The sequence below is a fragment of the Brachybacterium sp. p3-SID1565 genome (genome assembly GCF_025143785.1).
Classification (GTDB): Bacteria; Actinomycetota; Actinomycetes; order Actinomycetales; family Dermabacteraceae; genus Brachybacterium; species Brachybacterium epidermidis.
This window is the reverse complement of record NZ_JAMBDS010000065.1, coordinates 1-15,425: the sequence shown is the minus strand read 5'-3', so window position 1 is coordinate 15,425 and position 15,425 is coordinate 1. Positions and strand designations below refer to the sequence as shown.

Here is a 15,425-nt window from a genome sequence, read left to right as displayed (position 1 = left end):
CGGTACCGTTGCGGGGGCCCTGTGCTGCCTCCGCGCGCATGCCGCCCTGGTGCGCATGCCGCCCTGGTGCGCATATCGCCCTGCGGCCGCATTCCGCCGCATCCCCCGCCCATCGCTCATCGCCCCAAGGAGCTGTGCATGAACTCGGCCGATCGCCTCAGCGGCACCCACCTGGTGGTGGGCCTGGGCAACCCCGGGCCGAAGTACGCCGCCACCCGCCACAACGTCGGCCAGATGGTGGTGGACCACATCGCGCAGGCCGCTGGTGGGCGCTTCGGGGCGGCGCGTCGCGCCCAGGCCGTGGTGCTCGAGGGGCGGCTGGGCATCCCCGGCGCCGACGAGCGCGTGGTCCTGGCCAAGACCACCACCTACATGAACGTCTCCGGGGGCCCCGTGAAGGCGCTGGCCGCCTACTACGACGTGCCCCCGGAGCGCGTCGTCGTCGTGCACGACGAGGTGGACATCCCCTTCGACGCCATCCGCCTCAAGCGCGGCGGCGGGGAGGGCGGCCACAACGGCCTGCGCGACATCTCCAAGGCGCTGGGCACCAAGGACTACCTCCGCGTCCGGGTGGGCGTGGGCCGTCCACCGGGCAGTCGCGACACCGCCGATCACGTCCTGGCACCCTTCTCCAGCACCGAGCGGCGCACCCTCGAGCTGCTGATCTCCGATGCCGCCGATGCGGTGGAGGCGCTGGTCCTCGAGGGCCTCGCTCCCGCCCAGCAGCACTTCCACTCCCGGGAGGCCCGATGAGCACCGACACCGCCCGCCGCAACCCTGCCGATGCCCCTGCGCGGCGTGCCCCTCTGGGCCCGCTGCTCGAGCACATCGCGCAGGGGGATGACCTCACCGCCATCCGCGCCCTCGTCGAGGAGGGCTCCGAGACCGGGGAGGGCGGCAGCATCGTCGCGGCGACGGGGCTGTTCCCCTTCGCCGTGGCAGATCTCGCGCGCCGCGCCGATGCCCAGCACCCGCTGGTCGTGATCACTCCCACCACCCGCTCGGCGGAGGACATCCGCTCCGCCCTGAGCTGCCTGGTGGGCACTGACCACCTGGCGGAGCTGCCCGCCTGGGAGACCCTCCCGCACGAGAAGCTCTCGCCCCGAGCCGACACCGTGGCCCGCCGCCTGGCCACTCTGCGCCGCATCGCGCACCCCGAGACGGAGCAGCCCGTGCACGTGCTGCTGATGCCCGTGCGCACCCTGCTGCAGCCGATCGCCACGGGTCTGGGCGACCTGATGCCCGTCCGCGCCCGCACCGGTGACGAGTACCCCCTGGATGACCTGGTGCAGGCCCTGGCGGACGCTGCCTACGCGCGCGTGGACATGGTGGAGAAGCGCGGGGAGTTCGCCGTGCGCGGCGGCATCCTGGACGTGTTCCCGCCGACCGAGCCCCATCCGGTGCGGGTGGACCTGTTCGGCGACGAGATCGACGAAGTGCGGTACTTCTCCGTCGCCGACCAGCGCTCCCTGGAGGTCGTGCCCCACGGACTGGACGCCCCGCCCTGCCGCGAGATCCTGCTGACCCCGCAGGTGCGCGAGCGCGCCCGGGCCATGGCCGAACAGCTCCCCGGCGCCCGCGAGATCCTGCTGCGCATCGCCGCGGGCATCGCCGCCGAGGGCATGGAGTCCCTCAGCCCCGTGCTGGTGGAGCAGATGGAGCAGGTCTCCGACGTCCTGCCCGCCGGCGCCCGGTTCCTGGTGCTGGAGCCGGAGAAGGTGCGCAGCCGTGCGAACGAGCTGGTCTCCACCACCGAGGAGTTCCTCGCCGCGGCCTGGTCCAGCGCGGCCACCGGGGGAGGGCTGCCCATCGACGTGGGCGATGCCAGCTTCGTTCCGCTGGCCGAGGCCGTCGAGCGTGCGCGGAAGGGCGGCCGCCCCTGGTTCACCCTGGCCGCCTTCGGACTCGAGACCGATGTGGACGTCACCGCCAGGGCCACCACGCACCCCGGCTACTCCGGCAAGCCCGGGGACGCCGCCAAGGACCTCGAGGCGCGGCGCCGCGAGGGCTGGTCCGTGATCGCCACCATGATGGGCCCGGGCGGTGCCCGTCACGCCGTGGAGAACCTGCGTGCCGAGGGGCTTCCCGCCGTGTACGCGGAGCGTCTCGACGCACCGGTGGTCCCCGGCGAGGCCGTGGTCACCGTCGGTCCCTTCCCCGCGGGCCTGGTCGACGAGACGGCCAAGATCATCCTCGCCTCGGAGCGGGACCTGACCGGCAAGTCCGGTGCCCGTCGCGGCGAGGAGCGCAAGATGCCCACCCGCCGCCGCAACGTGGTGGACCCCCTGCAGCTGCGGCCCGGGGACCACGTGGTCCACGCCCACCATGGCGTGGGTCGCTTCGTGGAGATGACCAGCCGCACCGTGGGTGCGGGAGCGAAGCGCACCACCCGCGAGTACCTGGTCATCGAGTACGCGGCCTCCAAGAAGGGGCAGCCCGGGGACCGGCTCTACGTGCCCAGCGACCAGCTCGACCAGGTCACCAAGTACGTGGGCGGCGAGGAGCCGTCGATCAACCGCATGGGCGGGGCGGATTGGGCCAAGACCAAGTCCCGCGCCCGCAAGGCCATCCGCGAGATCGCCGACGAGCTGGTGCGCCTGTACTCGGCGCGGCAGTCCGCGCCCGGGCACTCCTTCGCCCCGGACACCCCCTGGCAGCGGGAGCTCGAGGACGCCTTCGAGTTCGCGGAGACCCCGGACCAGCTCGTCACCATCGACGACGTCAAGGCCGACATGGAGAAGCCCGTCCCCATGGACCGCCTGATCCTGGGCGACGTCGGCTACGGCAAGACCGAGATCGCCGTGCGCGCGGCCTTCAAGGCCGTCCAGGACGGCAAGCAGGTCGCCGTGCTGGCCCCCACGACGCTGCTGGCCCAGCAGCACCTGGACACCTTCACCGAGCGGTACACCGGCTTTCCCGTCACCGTGCGGGGCCTGTCCCGCTTCCAGTCCCCGGCCGACTCCCAGGCCACCATCGACGGCATCGCCGACGGCAGCGTCGACGTGGTGATCGGCACCCACCGTCTGCTGACCGGGCAGGTGCGGTTCAAGGACCTGGGCCTGCTGATCGTCGACGAGGAGCAGCGCTTCGGCGTGGAGCACAAGGAGACCCTGAAGGCCCTGCGCACGAACGTGGACGTGCTGGCCATGAGCGCCACCCCGATCCCGCGCACCCTGGAGATGGCCGTCACCGGCATCCGCGAGATGTCGATCCTGGCCACCCCGCCGGAGGAGCGCCATCCCGTGCTCACCTACGTCGGGGTCCAGGACGACAAGCAGGTCACCGCCGCGATCCGCCGCGAGCTGCTGCGGGACGGCCAGGTGTTCTACATCCACAACCGGGTGGAGGACATCGACCGCACGGCCCAGCACCTGCGCGAGCTGGTGCCCGATGCCCGCGTGCAGGTGGCGCACGGCAAGATGAACGAGCACCAGCTGGAACGGGTGATCATCGACTTCTGGGAGAAGGAGTTCGACGTGCTGGTGTGCACCACCATCGTCGAGACCGGCCTGGACATCGCCAACGCCAACACCTTGATCGTGGAGAACGCCGACAAGTTCGGTCTCAGCCAGCTGCACCAGCTGCGAGGCCGGGTGGGGCGCTCCTCCGAGCGCGCCTACGCCTACTTCCTCTACGACGGCTCCAGGCCGCTGACCGAGACCGCGCACGACCGGCTGACCACCCTGGCCACCAACACGGACCTGGGCGCCGGCATGCAGGTGGCCATGAAGGATCTGGAGATCCGCGGTGCGGGCAACCTGCTGGGCGGAGAGCAGTCCGGGCACATCGCCGGGGTGGGCTTCGACCTGTACGTGCGGATGGTCGGCGAGGCCGTGGCCGCCTTCCGCGGCGAGGGCGGCGCCCCCGAGAAGGAGATCCGGGTGGAGCTCCCGCTGGACGCCCACATCCCGCACGACTACATCGGCTCCGAACGGCTGCGGCTGGAGGCGTACTCGAAGCTCTCCGCCGTGCGGGAGGTCGAGGAGATCGAGCAGGTGCGGGCCGAGCTCACCGATCGCTACGGTGCCCCGCCGGCCCCGGTTGAGGTGCTGCTGGACGTGGCCCGCTTCCGGATCGACGCCCGCGCCGCCGGTGTCGAGGAGGTCCAGGCCCAGGGCAAGATGATCCGCTTCGCACACCTGGAGGTGCCGGACTCCGCCGCGCTGCGGATCAAGCGCCTGTACCCGGGCACCGTGCTCAAGCCCGCCACCCGACAGGTGCTGGTGCCGCGTCCCACCACCGCGCGCGTGGGCGGCACCGAGCTGCGCGACCACGAACTGCTGGACTGGGCACGGGCGGTGCTGCGCACCCTGGTCCCCGCCTCGGTAGCCTCGGCCTCGTGACCCCCTCCGACCAGCTGCCCGCCGAGGACCATCCGGCATCCGACGAGTCCCTCCCTTCGCCGCGCGGAACCGCCCTGCTGCGTGCGGTCGAAGTGATGGAGGCGCTGCGCGCGCCCGATGGCGACGCGTGGACGCACCGGCAGACCCACGCCTCCCTGGCCCGGTACCTGCTGGAGGAGACCCACGAGGTGCTCGAGGTGATCGACACCCCGGCGGCTCACGGCTCCACCGCGCTGACGGACGAGCTCGGCGACCTGCTGTTCCAGATCCTGTTCCATGCCCGCATCGGGCAGGACGAGGACCCCGCGTGGGACGTCGACGATGTGGCCCGCTCCTTCATCGCCAAGATGGAGCGGCGCAACCCCCACATCTTCGGCGAGGATCGCGATCGCGCCCTGCACGACCGCGCCGACGTGGACGAGATCATCGCCCAGTGGCACGCCGTCAAGGCCGCCGAGCAGGAGGCCAGCGGTGGAAGGCGCACGGGCTGGTTCGACTCCATCCCCGCCGGCCTGCCGTCCCTGCAGACAGCCGCCAAGGCTGTCCATCGCGCGCGCTCCGCGGGCCGGCTCGAAGAGCTGCTGGAGAGCGCGGACCATCAGGTCGACACCGAGGACCGCGAGGACTGGGGCGGGGACATCGGCCGTGCCCTGCTGGATGTGGTGGTGGCCGCCGAGGCGCGCGACATCGACCCGGAGAGCGCCCTGAGGTCACTTCTGGCCCGCATGCGCGCCCAGGGCGCGGCACCGGCGGATGATCCGCGATCCCTCTGACGTCCCGAGGGAGTGCACCTAGACTGGTGCGTGGACGGTCAGCGCCGACCGGCCGTGACCGATCCTCACCCTTATGGAAGGAACAGCACATGGCAGCCTTCATCGATGCCGTCCACGCCCGCGAGATCCTGGACTCCCGCGGCAACCCCACCGTCGAGGTCGAGGTCCTGCTCGACGACGGCACCTTCGCCCGCGCCGAGGTCCCCTCCGGCGCCTCCACCGGGGCCTTCGAGGCCGTCGAGCGCCGTGACGGCGACAAGGGCCGCTACCTGGGCAAGGGCGTGCAGCAGGCCGTCGACGCCGTCATCGAGGAGATCGGCCCGAAGGTGGTGGGCCTGGACGTGCAGGAGCTGCGCCTGATCGACTCCACGATGATCGAGCTGGACGGCTCGAAGAACAAGGGCACCCTGGGCGCCAACGCCATCCTGGGCGTCTCCCTGGCCGTGGCCAAGGCCGGCGCCGATTCCGCCGGCGTGCCCCTCTACCAGTACCTGGGCGGCGCCAATGCCCACATCCTGCCCGTGCCGATGATGAACATCCTCAACGGCGGTTCCCACGCGGACTCCAACGTCGACATCCAGGAGTTCATGATCGCCCCGATCGGCGCGGACTCCTTCAAGGAGGCCGTGCGCATGGGCGCTGAGGTCTATCACGCGCTCAAGGCCGTGCTGAAGGACCGTGGCCTGGCCACCGGCCTGGGCGACGAGGGCGGATTCGCCCCGAACCTGGGCTCCAACCGCGAGGCCCTGGACCTGATCGTCGAGGCGATCGAGAAGGCCGGCTACAAGGCCGGTGCGGACGTCGCCCTGGCCCTGGACGTGGCCGCCTCGGAGTTCTTCGAGGACGGCTCCTACACCTTCGAGGGCGAGAAGAAGTCCGCCACCGAGATGATCGAGTACTACGCCGAGCTGGTCGCCTCCTACCCGCTGGTCTCCATCGAGGACCCGCTGAACGAGGACGACTGGGAGGGCTGGAACGCCATGACCGAGCGCCTCGGCGACAAGGTGCAGCTGGTGGGCGACGACCTGTTCGTCACCAATCCCGAGCGCCTGGGTCGCGGAATCCTCGAGAAGTCCGCCAACGCCCTGCTGGTGAAGGTCAACCAGATCGGCTCACTGTCCGAGACCTTCGACGCCGTGGACCTCGCCCACCGCAGCGGCTTCCGCTGCATGATGTCCCACCGCTCCGGTGAGACCGAGGACACGATCATCGCCGACCTCGCCGTGGCCACCAACTGCGGCCAGATCAAGTCGGGCGCCCCCGCCCGTGGCGAGCGCGTCAACAAGTACAACCAGCTGATGCGCATCGAGGAGGAGCTGGAGGGCGCCGCGAAGTACGCCGGCGCCGCCGCGTTCCCGCGCTTCACCGCCTGAGGTCGTATCCTGCGGGCATGACTTCGAGACGACCGGGCGCCCCGCGATCCGCGAGGCGCCCGGTCGCGTCGTCCCCAGGGCGACGCGGCCCCGCCACGCCCACCCCCGCCAAGGGCTCCGCGGCCCGCACCGGCAGCGGTGCACGCAGCTCCGGCGCCCGGTCCAGCACCTCGCGCGCCCCGTCCTTGCGCCCGTCGGGAACCGGCGCCGCCGGCGGCTCCTCGCGCGCCGCCGCCGGAGGATCGCCCTCGCGTGGGCGGGGCCCGGCCAAGGCATCCCGGCCCCGCAGCACCGTCGGCTCCCGCACCGCGCAGCAGGACGGCCCCGGGATCACCATCACCCGCCGCACCCTGGTGCTGGTGTCGCTGGTGGTGATCGCACTGGCGGCCCTGCTGCCCACCGTCAACTCCTACGTCACCCAGCGCCAGCAGCTCTCCGAGCTGCAGGCCGAGGTGGGGCAGAAGCAGCAGCGGGTCGACGAGCTGCAGGACCAGGTCGCCCGCTGGGAGGATCCCGCGTACGTGGCCGCCCAGGCCCGTGAGCGCCTTCTCTTCGCGATGCCGGGGGAGACCCAGTACCGCCTCACCGACACCTCCGGGCGCGACGTGCCGCTGACCGAGGCCGAGCAGGCCGCGGTCGAGGCCACCGAGGGCGAGTGGTTCTCGACCCTCTGGGAGAGCCTCGAGGGCTCGAGCCGCCTCACCGCCGACGACATCCCCGACCCCACCGATGAGGACGAAGCCGAGTGACCACCGCCTCTCTCCCACCCGTTCCCGACGGGGCCTCCCTGCCGCCCCTGCCTCACGAGACCCCGGCCACCCCGGCTGATGCCGTCTCCATGCGCGAGCAGCTGGGCCGTGAGATGCGGGGCGTGATCTCCATCGCCCGCCGCTGCTCCTGCGGCCGGCCGGCCGTGGTGCGCACCGCTCCCCGCCTCGAGGACGGCACCCCGTTCCCCACCTCCCTGTACCTGACCCTTCCCTGGCTGGTGCTGGAGATCTCCCGGGTCGAGGCCACCGGCGCCATGGCCGAGCTCACCGCCCGTCTGGGGGAGGATCCGGCCCTGGCCGAGGCCTACCGCGGCGCTCACCAGCGCTACCTGCAGCGCCGCGCAGAGCTGGGCGATGTCCCCGAGATCAGCGGGACCAGCGCCGGAGGCATGCCCGAACGGGTCAAGTGCCTCCACGCCCTGGCCGGGCAGGCCCTGGCCGAGGGGCCCGGCATCAATCCCGTGGCCGAAAAGGTGCTGGTCGGCATCGACGGCGCCTGGCCGGAGCTGGTGTGCCGCTGCGAGCGGCACGAGGGGGAGCAGCGATGAGCGCGCGCGAGCATCAGGATCCGCCCGTCGCGGCGATCGACTGCGGCACCAACTCCATCCGCCTGCTGATCGCGCGAGCCGACCCCTCCGGTCCCGGTCTGGTGGATCTCGAGCGGCACATGGAGATCGTGCGCCTGGGCCAGGGAGTCGACCGCACGGGCCGGTTCGACCCGGCCGCCGTGGAGCGCACCCTGGATGCGGCCCGTCGCTACGGGCGGCTGATCGAGCACCACGGTGCGCACCGCCTGCGATTCACGGCCACCTCCGCCACGCGCGACGCCTCCAACCGCGACCTGTTCATCTCCGGCATCCGCGAGATCCTGGGGGTGGAGCCCGAGGTGATCAGCGGCGAGGAGGAGGCCGAGCTCTCCTACCGGGGCGCGGTCACCACCCTTGAGGACCTGCCCGAGGGGCCCCGCCTGGTGGTCGACATCGGTGGCGGCTCCACCGAGCTCGTGCTGGGCACCGACGCGCCCAGCCACCGCGTGAGCCTGGACATGGGGTCGGTGCGGATGACGGAGCGCCACCTGGCCTCCGACCCGCCCACCGCAGCGGAGATCGCGGCCGCTGCGGCCGACGTCGACTCCCTGTTGGACCGGGCCGCCCAGCAGGTGCCGTTGGAGTCCACCTCCGTGCTGGTGGGTGTGGCCGGCACGGTCACCACGCTGACGGCGCTGGCAATGGGTGTCACCGAGTACAGGCCCGATGTCACCCACGGAGCCCGGCTGGACATCGACGAGACCGTCGAGCTGTGCGAGCGTCTGCTGGCCATGCCTCGCGCCGAGCGCGCCGAGCTCTCGGCGATCCACCCCGGCCGCATCGATGTGATCGGAGCGGGCGCGCTCATCTGGTCCCGCGTGGCACGGCGACTGCAGAGCACCGCCGACCTGCAGGTCTCCCGCACCAGCGAGCATGACATCCTCGACGGGATCGCCCTCAGCCTGCTTCCTGTGTGATGTTGATTGCGGGGGCCGCCTTTTGTGCGGTCTCTCGGAGCGCCCTACGCTGTACCCATGAACAACTCTCATGGCGGCAAGCCTCACGTCCTGATCCTCGGCGGCGGGTCCGTCGGACTCACCACTGCGGCGGACCTCCGCAAGTCCCTCGGGACCGAGGTCGCGATCACGGTCGTCGACTCCCGCCCCTACATGACGTACCAGCCCTTCCTCCCCGAGGTCGGCGCCGGCTCCATCGATCCGCGCAACGTGCTGGCCCCGCTGCGCAAGATCCTCGCCGGCACCAAGGTCGTCACCGGCACCGTGACCTCCATCCGCAGTGCCGACAACCTCGTGGTGGTCGACACCGAGGACGACGTCCAGCTCGAGATCTCCTACGACTACCTGGTGGTGGGTCTGGGTGCCGTGCCGCGCCTGCTGCCCATCCCGGGCCTGGCCGAGGCCGCGATCGGCTTCAAGTGGGTCGAGGAGGCCGTGGCCGTGCGCGACCGCGTCCTCGCCAATCTCGCCGAGGCCGCCTCCACCAAGGATCCGAAGATCCGCAAGCGCCTGCTCACCTTCACCTTCGTGGGCGGCGGCTTCGCCGGCGGTGAGGCCATCGCCGAGACCGAGGACATGGTCCGCGACGCCCTGCGCTACTACCCCGACCTGCACGCCTCGGACATCCGCTTCGTGCTGATCGACGCCGCTCCGTTCATCTTCCCCGAGCTGACCGAGGACCAGCGCGCCTACGTGCTGAACCAGCTGCGCGAGCGCGGCATCGAGGTGAAGCTGGAGACCTTCCTGAACTCCGCTGAGGACGGCGTGGTCAAGACCAGCGACGGCGACGAGTTCGAGACCGACCTGCTGGTGTGGAACGCGGGCGTCAAGCCCAGCCCGATCCTGCTGGAGGAGGGGGTCTCGGACCTCCCCGTCATCACCGAGCGCGGCCCCCTGATGGGCAAGGTCGACACCCTCGCCGACCTGCGCGTCAACGGCGCCGACGGCCCGATCGACAACGTGTTCGCCGCCGGCGACTGCGCCGCCGTGCCGGACCTGGCCGCGGGCGAGGGCAAGTTCTGCCCGCCCAACGCGCAGCACGCGGTGCGCCAGGGCAAGCGGATCGCCGACAACATCGCGCGCTCCGTTCAGGGCCGCCCGCTGGTGGACTACTACCACAAGAACCTCGGCACCATGGCCACCCTGGGCATGTACAAGGGCGTCGGTCGCCTGCACGTGGGCGACAAGGAGTTCGACCTGCGCGGCCTGCCCGCCTGGGCCGCTGCTCGCGCGTACCACGTGTACGCCATGCCCACGATCGGCCGAAAGGCCGCTGTGGTCGCCGGCTGGGTCACCAACCTGATCTCCCGCCGCGACATCATCGGCATCCCGGAGCAGACCACGCCGCGCGCCGCCTTCGAGCTGGCGGCCAACACCTCCTCCAAGCCCCAGTGATGCCGCGCGGATCCACGACCCGCGCTCGTGGATCCCGCCGCTGACGCACGCGCCCTTGCTCCCCGGAGCGAGGGCGCGCTGCGTCTGGCGGCCGCCACACGGTGCGCCCGCGGTAGGATGTGACCGAACGTGCTCGACTCCACGCGCAGTCGAGCGCAAACGGCCAATGAGTGGGCATCGGTGGTCCGTGTCCGCGCGCAGGAGGAACACCATCAATGCAGGTCATCATCGTTTCTGACGCCGCCGAAGGTGCACGCGAGGTCGCCGACGTCTTCGAGCGAGTGCTGCGTGATGCAGGTGCCGTCGTGCTGGGCCTGGCCACCGGTTCCTCCCCGCTGGCCGGCTACCGGGAACTGATCCGCCGCCACCGGGAGGAGGGGCTGTCCTTCGCCTCCGCCCGCGCTTTCCTGCTGGACGAGTACGTGGGTCTGCCCTCCGATCACGAGCAGAGCTACCACCGGTTCATCCGCGAGAACCTCACCTGGCACATCGACATCGACGACGCCGCTGTGCTCTCACCCCAAGGGCAGGCTGCCGACCCGATCGCCGAGGCCGATCGCTACGACCGCTCGATCGCGGAGGCCGGGGGAGTGGACCTGCAGATCCTGGGCATCGGCTCCAACGGCCACATCGCCTTCAACGAGCCCGGCAGCTCCCTGGCCTCCCGCACCCGTCCCGTGGTGCTGACCGAGTCGACCATCGCCGACAACGCCCGCTTCTTCGACTCCCGCGAGGACGTGCCGACCCTGGCCCTCTCGCAGGGCCTCGGCACGATCCGCGAAGCGAAGGAGATCGTGCTCACCGCCACCGGTGAGAACAAGGCCCGGGCGATCGCGCAGATGGTCGAGGGCCCGATCAGCGCCCGCTGGCCCGCGAGCTGCCTCCAGCTGCACCCCGCCGTGACCGTGGTGGTCGACGAGGCCGCCGCCTCCCAGCTCGAGCTGACCGACTACTACCGGCACATGCGCCGGGTGGCCCAGGAGGAGTCGCTCACCTCACGCAGCTGAGCGCGGACGACGACGGTTCCTGGGCCCGCAGGCCGATACGATCGCCCCCATGCAGTCTGATCTCCCCTCATCCCCCTCATCCCCGTCCCCCTCCTCGTCCCCCTCCGATGCACGGCCCGCCGCCGCGGCCGTCGGCTCCGGCCCCGCTGATCGCGAGGGTGGCACCGCGCCGGCCTCCACAGCGACCGCCACCGCCCCTCGCGGCGGTCTGGACCGCTTCTTCGGCATCAGCGACCGCGGCTCGAGCGTCTCGCGAGAGATCCGCGGCGGCCTGGTCACGTTCTTCTCGATGTGCTACATCGTGGTGCTGAACCCGCTGATCATCGGCACCGTCCCCGACTCCACCGGCCAGTATCTGGGCGGCGGGGCGGAGCCCAATCTGCCGGCGGTCGCCGCCGGCACCGCACTGATCGCCGGCCTGCTCAGCATCGTCATGGGCACCTGGGCGAAGTTCCCCCTGGCGCTGGCCGCGGGGCTCGGCCTCAACGCCTACGTCGCCTACTCGGTGGTGCCCCTGCCGGGCATGACCTGGGGCGGGGCCATGGGCCTGGTGCTGCTGGAGGGCGTGATCATCCTGCTGCTGGTGCTCACCGGATTCCGCAAGGCCGTGTTCGATGCCGTCCCGCCGTTCCTCAAGACGGCGATCGCCGTCGGCATCGGTCTGTTCATCGCGTTCCTGGGCCTGTACAACGCCAAGTTCGTCACCACCGCCACCGGCACCCCGGTGCAGTTGGGCAACGACGGCTCCCTCACCGGCTGGCCCACCTTCGTGTTCGTCACCGGTCTGCTGCTGATGTTCGTGCTGTGGGTGCGCAAGGTCCCCGGCGCCATCCTGATCTCGATCGTGTTCGCGACCGTCCTGGCCATCGTGCTCGAGAGCGTGATGAAGCTCGGCGCCTTCGCCCCCGCCGGGCCCGAGGGGGAGGGCAACCCCGGTGGCTGGGCCATGAACGTGCCCTCCATCAGCGAGTTCCCGATCCAGGCGCCGGACTTCGCCACACTGTTCACCGTGGATCCGATCGGCGGGATCACCGCGGCGGGCGCGATCGGGGCGACCGTCATCGTCTTCTCCCTGCTGCTGGCGGACTTCTTCGACACCATGGGCACGATGGTGGGCGTGGCCTCCGGGGCCGGGCTGGTCGACGAGACCGGCGACATCCCCCGCTCCCAGCGCATCCTGGTGGTGGACTCGGTGGGCGCCATCGCCGGTGGCCTCGGCGGTGTCTCCTCCAACACCAGCTTCGTGGAGTCCACCTCCGGGGTGGCCGAGGGTGCCCGCACGGGCCTGTCCTCGGTGGTCGTGGGCGTCGCTTTCCTGTTGACCACCTTCCTGTCGCCCCTGGTCGCACTGGTGCCGTACGAGGCGGCCACCCCGGCCCTGGTGATGGTGGGCTTCCTGATGATGACCCAGGTCACGGACATCGACTTCACCGACGTGGAGATCGCAGTGCCGGCGTTCCTCACCATCATCCTGATGCCGTTCGCGTACTCCATCACCGTGGGCATGGGGGCCGGCTTCATCATGTTCGTGCTGATCCGCGTGATCCGTGGCCGCGCCAAGGACGTCCACTGGCTGATGTACCTGGTTGCGGTGCTGTTCGTCGTCTACTTCCTCCGAGGCGGCATCGAGAGCCTGCTGCTCTGACGCAGCCGAGCCCTCGCAATCCCGACACTGTGTGGCAATTCCCGGCACGTCCGCGCCGGAGGTCGCCCCCCGGTGCGGTACAGCCTGCTCACCGGGCGCTGCAACGGGTGCTCACCGCTCACGAGCAGCGTGCTGCCCGGTGACTCCCAGGCGCCGGTGCTGGTGGTGCTGATGGTCGCCACCATCGGTGTGCTCTCCCTCGCCCTGCCCCAGGTGCTGGTCGGCGTGTCCGGGAGCGCCTGGGCCATCGCCCAGCCGCTGCTCGGCTTCGTGGCCCGGGGCCCGCGATGTCAGGCCGAGGCGTCCAGCACGTGGTCGAGCACGGCGATCAGAGCCCTGACGTCCTCCGGGGGCACCGCGGGGAATGTGGCGATGCGCACCTGGTTGCGGCCCAGCTTCCGGTAGGGCTCGATGTCCACCACGCCGTGGGCGCGCAGCACGGAGGTGATCGCCGTGGCGTCGATCTCCTCGCTGATGTCGAGGGTGGCCACCACCTGCGAGCGTGCCGAGGGATCGTCCACGAAGGGGGTGACCTCCTCACGGCGGGCGGCCCACTCGTACAGCAGTCCGCTGGTCTCGCGGGTGCGGGAGTCGGCCCAGGCCAGACCGCCCTGCTCGTTCATCCACTCGATCTGCTCCGCCATCAGCACCAGCGTCGACACCGCCGGCGTGTTGAGCGTCTGGTCCTTGCGGGAGTTCTCGATCGCTGTGGTCAGCGAGAGGATCGAGGGGATCCAGTGCGCCCCCTGGGCCGCGATGCGCTCGGCGCGCTCGATCGCGGCAGGGGAGAGGACCGCCAGCCACAGACCGCCGTCGGAGGCGAAGGCCTTCTGCGGGGCGAAGTAGTAGGCGTCGGCCTGGGTGGGATCGACCATCACGCCACCGGCGGCGGAGGTCGCATCGATCAGCACCAGCTGCTCGGTGCCGGCCCCCTCGGGGCGGCGCACCGGTGCCATCACCCCGGTGGAGGTCTCGTTCTGAGCCCAGGCGTAGGCATCGACGTCGGGACTGCTGACGGGGGAGGGGAGCGCGCCGGGCTCTGCCCGGATGACCTCGGGATCCTCCAGGTGGGGTGCGTCGCGCACCTCGGTGGCGAACTTCTGGGAGAACTCGCCGCACACCAGGTGCTGGGAGCGCCGCTCGATCAGGCCCAGGGCCGCCACGTCCCAGAAGGCAGTCGAGCCGCCGTTGCCGAGCACCACCTCGTAGCCCTCGGGGAGGGAGAACAGCTCGGCCAGGCCCGTCCGGACACGCTTCACCACGTTCTTCACCGGGGCCTGACGGTGCGAGGTCCCCAGCACGGACCCGGATGCCGCCACCAGTGCATCGACCTGGGCGGACCGCACCCGTGACGGACCGGAGCCGAAACGACCGTCGGCGGGCAGAAGGCTGCGGGGAATCGTCAGCCCGCGGATGCGAGCGGAGCGATCGTTGCTGTGATCGGACATCGTGTCCTCCTCGTGATCCCGGGGCCGGTCCGTACCGGTGACCCCAGCATCGTGCCAGTCACGCGGTGGCCGCCACGCCACGGTCCGGCAGATGAGCACATCTCTGGCAGGATCGGGGGCATGAGCCGTGCCGATCTGGACAAGAAGCCGTACGACGTCGCCGGGATGTTCGATGCCGTCGCTCGCCGCTACGACCTGATGAACGATGTCGCAGCGATGGGACAGGTGAGCATGTGGCGCGACCAGATGGTGGAGTCCCTGGCGGTCTCCGAGGGTGACACCGTGCTCGACCTGGCAGCAGGCACGGGCACCTCCTCCGCCGCGCTGGCCAGGGCCGGAGCCCGCGTGGTGGCGGCCGACTTCTCCCTGGGCATGATGACGGAGGGCCGGCGTCGTGGAGCACCCGTGCCCTTCGTCGGAGCCGACGCCCAGCACCTTCCCTTCCTAGACGACTCCTTCGATGCCGCGGTCATCAGCTTCGGACTGCGCAATGTCCACGATCCCCGCATGGGGCTGCAGGAGATGGTGCGGGTGGTGCGGCCCGGGGGAACGGTGGTCGTGTGCGAGTTCTCCACACCCACGAATTCACTGTTCCGCACCGTGTACGAGCGCTACCTGCTGCGCGCACTCCCGGCAGCCGCACGTGGGCTGTCCTCCAACTCAGACGCCTACGACTATCTGGCCGAGTCGATCCTGGACTGGCCGGGCCAGACCGAGCTTCGCTCCTGGTTCCTCGAGCTGGGACTCGAGCACTGCCAGTACCGGAACCTCTCCGGCGGGATCGTCGCGCTGCATCGTGGATACGTCCCGGGCGACTGAACCTGCAGGTCAGACGGGCGATGGACGAGCAGGTGAAGCAATGTGGCCGAGGACACCTCTGAAAAACGCCGTTTCAGCTTGACGGCCGCGCTGCCGGCCCGTAATGTTTTTCCTCGTGCCCGGCCGAACGGCACGGCGAGAGACCAGCAGTGGATCACCCGCCGAACCGCTCACCACCAGGCACAACGGCCCACCTCCAGGGCCAGCGCGGCGCGGATCACACCGCACCGAGTTGACATGGAGGAGCCGATCCCCTAAGTTATAGGGGTTGCCCCGGAACGGAAGAGCCCAGAGGGTTCGGTAGTCCGA

The 15,425-nt window shown here is 70.8% G+C and carries 12 protein-coding genes; 11 read left to right on the top strand and 1 reads right to left on the bottom strand.

Annotated elements, in window-relative coordinates; translation table 11 throughout:
* The first annotated feature begins 138 nt into the window (after window positions 1-138).
* The 10 genes from pth to M4D54_RS12535 all read left to right on the top strand — a co-directional run bounded on the left by pth (window position 139) and on the right by M4D54_RS12535 (window position 12,849).
* A complete protein-coding gene (gene pth / locus M4D54_RS12580; protein ID WP_193865978.1) occupies window positions 139-753 on the top strand; it encodes an aminoacyl-tRNA hydrolase in 615 nt (204 codons plus the stop codon).
* The gene (gene mfd, locus M4D54_RS12575) at window positions 750-4,343 is read left to right on the top strand and encodes a transcription-repair coupling factor (protein ID WP_193865977.1); all 3,594 of its coding nucleotides are present in this window, start codon (window positions 750-752) and stop codon (window positions 4,341-4,343) included. The genes pth and mfd overlap by 4 nt, the downstream gene beginning before the upstream one ends.
* Window positions 4,340-5,116, top strand: coding sequence for a MazG nucleotide pyrophosphohydrolase domain-containing protein (locus M4D54_RS12570; RefSeq protein ID WP_259891889.1), 777 nt, complete (start codon window positions 4,340-4,342; stop codon window positions 5,114-5,116). Before mfd ends, M4D54_RS12570 begins: the two co-directional genes overlap by 4 nt.
* Before the next feature lie 89 nt (window positions 5,117-5,205).
* Window positions 5,206-6,489 carry a phosphopyruvate hydratase gene (eno, locus tag M4D54_RS12565; protein WP_193865976.1) on the top strand — a complete coding sequence of 428 codons (1,284 nt, stop codon included), beginning with the start codon at window positions 5,206-5,208 and terminating at the stop codon, window positions 6,487-6,489.
* Window positions 6,490-6,506: 17 nt separating this feature from the next.
* Window positions 6,507-7,238: a septum formation initiator family protein gene (locus tag M4D54_RS12560; protein ID WP_259891888.1), complete on the top strand. Its 732-nt coding sequence runs from the start codon at window positions 6,507-6,509 to the stop codon at window positions 7,236-7,238.
* Window positions 7,235-7,807: a DUF501 domain-containing protein gene (locus M4D54_RS12555; protein ID WP_259891887.1), complete on the top strand. Its 573-nt coding sequence runs from the start codon at window positions 7,235-7,237 to the stop codon at window positions 7,805-7,807. Before M4D54_RS12560 ends, M4D54_RS12555 begins: the two co-directional genes overlap by 4 nt.
* Entirely contained in the window at window positions 7,804-8,763 is a 960-nt protein-coding gene (locus tag M4D54_RS12550) for a Ppx/GppA phosphatase family protein (protein ID WP_193866166.1), read from the top strand. Before M4D54_RS12555 ends, M4D54_RS12550 begins: the two co-directional genes overlap by 4 nt.
* A 57-nt stretch (window positions 8,764-8,820) precedes the next feature.
* Window positions 8,821-10,197 (top strand): NAD(P)/FAD-dependent oxidoreductase, encoded by a 1,377-nt coding sequence (locus M4D54_RS12545; protein ID WP_193866167.1) that lies wholly within the window; start codon window positions 8,821-8,823, stop codon window positions 10,195-10,197.
* 215 nt (window positions 10,198-10,412) lie between these two features.
* The gene (gene nagB, locus M4D54_RS12540) at window positions 10,413-11,204 is read left to right on the top strand and encodes a glucosamine-6-phosphate deaminase (protein ID WP_193866168.1); all 792 of its coding nucleotides are present in this window, start codon (window positions 10,413-10,415) and stop codon (window positions 11,202-11,204) included.
* Window positions 11,205-11,253: 49 nt separating this feature from the next.
* Entirely contained in the window at window positions 11,254-12,849 is a 1,596-nt protein-coding gene (locus M4D54_RS12535; protein WP_259891883.1) for an NCS2 family permease, read from the top strand.
* Between the two features lie 290 nt (window positions 12,850-13,139).
* Here M4D54_RS12535 and serC read toward each other — a convergent pair whose 3' ends face one another.
* Window positions 13,140-14,297, bottom strand: a complete 1,158-nt coding sequence (gene serC / locus M4D54_RS12530) for a phosphoserine transaminase (RefSeq protein WP_193866170.1) — start codon at window positions 14,295-14,297, stop codon at window positions 13,140-13,142.
* A 120-nt stretch (window positions 14,298-14,417) separates the two neighbouring features.
* Between serC and M4D54_RS12525 the strand changes: the two genes are divergently transcribed.
* Window positions 14,418-15,116, top strand: coding sequence for a demethylmenaquinone methyltransferase (locus tag M4D54_RS12525; protein ID WP_193866171.1), 699 nt, complete (start codon window positions 14,418-14,420; stop codon window positions 15,114-15,116).
* The last annotated feature ends 309 nt before the right edge of the window (window positions 15,117-15,425 follow it).